Annotated in this window: 1 protein-coding gene and 1 pseudogene; both read right to left on the bottom strand. The window is 43.8% G+C overall.

Annotated elements, in window-relative coordinates:
* Window positions 1-1,485, bottom strand: a 1,485-nt coding sequence (locus B2X72_RS15005; protein ID WP_286850322.1) for a SusD/RagB family nutrient-binding outer membrane lipoprotein, incomplete at its 3' end; no start/stop codon positions are given.
* Between the two features lie 28 nt (window positions 1,486-1,513).
* Window positions 1,514-3,181, bottom strand: a pseudogene (locus B2X72_RS15000) (TonB-dependent receptor); the annotation flags it as partial.

The raw sequence follows: 3,181 nt of genomic DNA, 5'->3' as shown, positions 1-3,181 counted from the left end.
ATTGCGTATTGGAAGTTTATCCGCGCGGGGCGACCCCGATTGGACAGATGCAAATGTTTCCGTGGCAACTTGCGAACCATTGACAATTTTTGGATATCCTGTACGGCGAAATTCGTTCCAGGCCTCATGACCATGGAAAAAATTCAAGGCAATATATTTCTGCGTGATGATAGCCTCCAACCGTTGTGCGGTTGTGGTAGCCAATGCATAATTGACAAGATAATTTGTACTATTTTCTGTTTTATAATTCGCAGCATCGTTAGCAGGTACCTGTCCTGTTGCTAACGCGTTGGTCGCATTCTTTTCCAGATAAGTAAATGAAGCTAAAATGCCTTTTTCGAAGTTGGTTGATGCCGAGCCACTAAGCTCGTGCCCATATAGAGCCGCTTCGGCCAATAAGAAGTATGTTTCCGAAGCAAGAAATATAGGTAAACCCGCGGTTCGTCCTTTCAATACACCTAGGGCATCTGCATTTCCTATTCCAACATACCAGACATAGTCATCAGAATTGGGGTTATTAACTTCATCGCCGAGCTGACCGATGGATGTATTGGGGAAATTTCGGAACGTAAGCTTGCCCCGTTTTTCATCGGTTATTTTACGACCGTCATAGAACGTAAACAGATATTTAGAAGGCACATAATAATTGGCTGCCGTCGAAATTGAACCTGCAGTTGAGCTATGAAAAGTTGCAAATAGGGGGTTCTGTGTTGCCGTGGCCTGATATCCGGGATCTACGAGTACATCATCGATCAGAAATCCATCCGCAGAGAATTTACTAAAAGCCGATTGGACAAAGCTTTCAATAGAAGTGCCTCTTGCCCGCACCAAAAGACGCAATTTAAGGTTGTTAGCAAACTTAATCCAGTTATCGAGATTACCAGCAAACACCGGATCGGTCTTTTTCGATAAACTCCGGTAATTTAGATCATCTTTATACTGCTTAATATCCGCGATAATTGCATCGAGCTCGGTAACCAAAGCTTGGTAAACGACGGCATCATCGTCAAACTTAGGAGCCAAGTTGTTATCTCCTTGGAGCGCTTCCGTGTAAGGAACATCTCCGTAGGCATCAACAAGCAACTGATAATTGAATACTTTAAAAATGCGCGCTATATCGCCAAAGAATTTATACTCGGGACTTTTTTGTGCATAATTGATAATAAACTGATAATCGCGAAGATTGTTGAACACATTGTTCCACAATCCAACATTGGTATTGGATGTAATGTTATAGGTATAAGTATCTCCATAACCGCCAATTCCACCACCTGGAAGCTGATATCCAACCAAAAATGCGCCATACGAATGATAGCTAACGATATTGGAAGCTGTGGTCGCGATCGCCTGCGTCAACACCAGGTCAGGTGTTATGGTCGCTTCGGTTGCCGCATTGGGATTTTCATTGATATCCAATTGCGAACAAGAAGATAGTGCAATGATGATCCCAAGGGACAATATATTTTTCAAATGTAATTTTTTCATTGAGAATAAGTGTATGATAGTTCACTAGTTAAAAAGTAAGGGACAGTGTAGCCCCAAAATAGCGTGTAGGTGGAGTCTGCCCTGTCGTCGAGACCCCTATGGCATTGTTATCATTGGCACTGTAATCGGGATCGGTATACTCGTTGGATTTAGGGGTAAATAGCAAAAGATTACGTCCTTGGATGCTGACCGAAGCAGCTTTAACACCTTTTAGGCGAGAAAGGACACGCTGTGGTAAGCGGTAGGAAAGCGAGGCCTCGCGCCATTTCCAGTAATTACCCGAAATCACATAATTGCTGTACACGCCCCTATTGTATGTGCCCGAAGTCCAAAATCCAGCTCCGCCGTCTGAAACTGTAATATGATCATTGGTTACATATTGACCACTGGTAGCATCTAAATAAGAGGAGTTTGGAAAGACAAACGCCTCCCGATTATAGTAGGCACTTCGAGCCGATGACCCGCCAAAATCAAGCGTGCTACCGAGGTCTATAGCGGCAAATTTGTACCCACCACGATATTCAAAAAGAGTGCTGAAAGAGAAATCCTTCCAGCGTAAAGAAAGGTCAAGGCCCAGGCGGTGACGTGGTGTGGTATTGCCAAGTATCTTACTTTCAGAAGCCACGGAAGGGTAACCTGTATTTACGTCGATGATAACACGCCCCTGCTCATCACGGGCATAATCGGAAACGATGATCTGATTCAGCTCCAGACCCTTCTGCGCATAAATCACACTACTTCCATTAATAGAAATACGATCCAATCCGGGGTAAAGATCCTGTAAGATGTTTTTATTGTGCGTATAGTTTCCGCCAACTGTTAGTTGGAAATCCCTGCTACGAATAGGCGTGATATGCAAAGCGGTTTCGATCCCCTCGTTCGTTACTTTACCCGTATTGACATAAAATTGGGAATAGCCGGAAGAAATTGCTATCCCGGCAGGAATCGCCTGCCCTGTTGTTCCCGTATGATAGTAGGTGAGATTTGCATCAATGCGGTTATCCCACAATCTAAAATCGGTACCAAACTCAACCCCTGTAGTAATTTCTGGTTTTAAATTAGATGAAATAATGCGGCTTCCCTGAGAAAAGAAAGTTCCGCTACTATATCCTGTAACTGAGGAGAAGGTGGGTACCAGCGAGTAAGGATCCACGTTGACATAGCCAGTGCGCGACAGACCTCCTCTCAACTTCCAGTAATTGACAATCGAATTGTCTTTTAGTTGCTTAAAGGCATCCGTTGGAATGAAAGACAAGTCTACAGAAGGATAGAAATAAGATCTATTTGCTTTGCTGAGGACTGATGTCCAATCATTTCGGCCTGTAGCATGTAAGAAAAGGTAATCTTTGTATCCGACCAAGAGGTCACCCCATACCGCAAATGTACGTGCCAGTGTATTCGATTCGCTGGCACCAGCTTCCCCGATTCGGTTCGACACGTTGTAAAGCCCCGGGATTTCAAGACCTGATGCCGAAACAGCTACCGATTTATATCGTCGGCTAATAGCAGTACCGGTCAGATTAAAGTTGAAAGAGAAGTCATTGACATCTTTTTTTATCCCTATCTGAAGATCATGGTTGATACGGGCACTGTTATATTCGGTGTCCGAAACACCACCCGCTAAATTGGTACGTCCAATGGTATTGACAGAATAGCTCGAATAAGTCTGTTTGGGTGAAACAGATTTTGAATCATA

The sequence above is a fragment of the Sphingobacterium sp. UBA7253 genome, assembly GCF_002472745.1.
In the GTDB taxonomy this organism is placed as follows: domain Bacteria; phylum Bacteroidota; class Bacteroidia; order Sphingobacteriales; family Sphingobacteriaceae; genus Sphingobacterium; species Sphingobacterium siyangense.
Note: the sequence above shows the minus strand (reverse complement) of the source record. Positions and strands in the feature narration are given on the sequence as shown.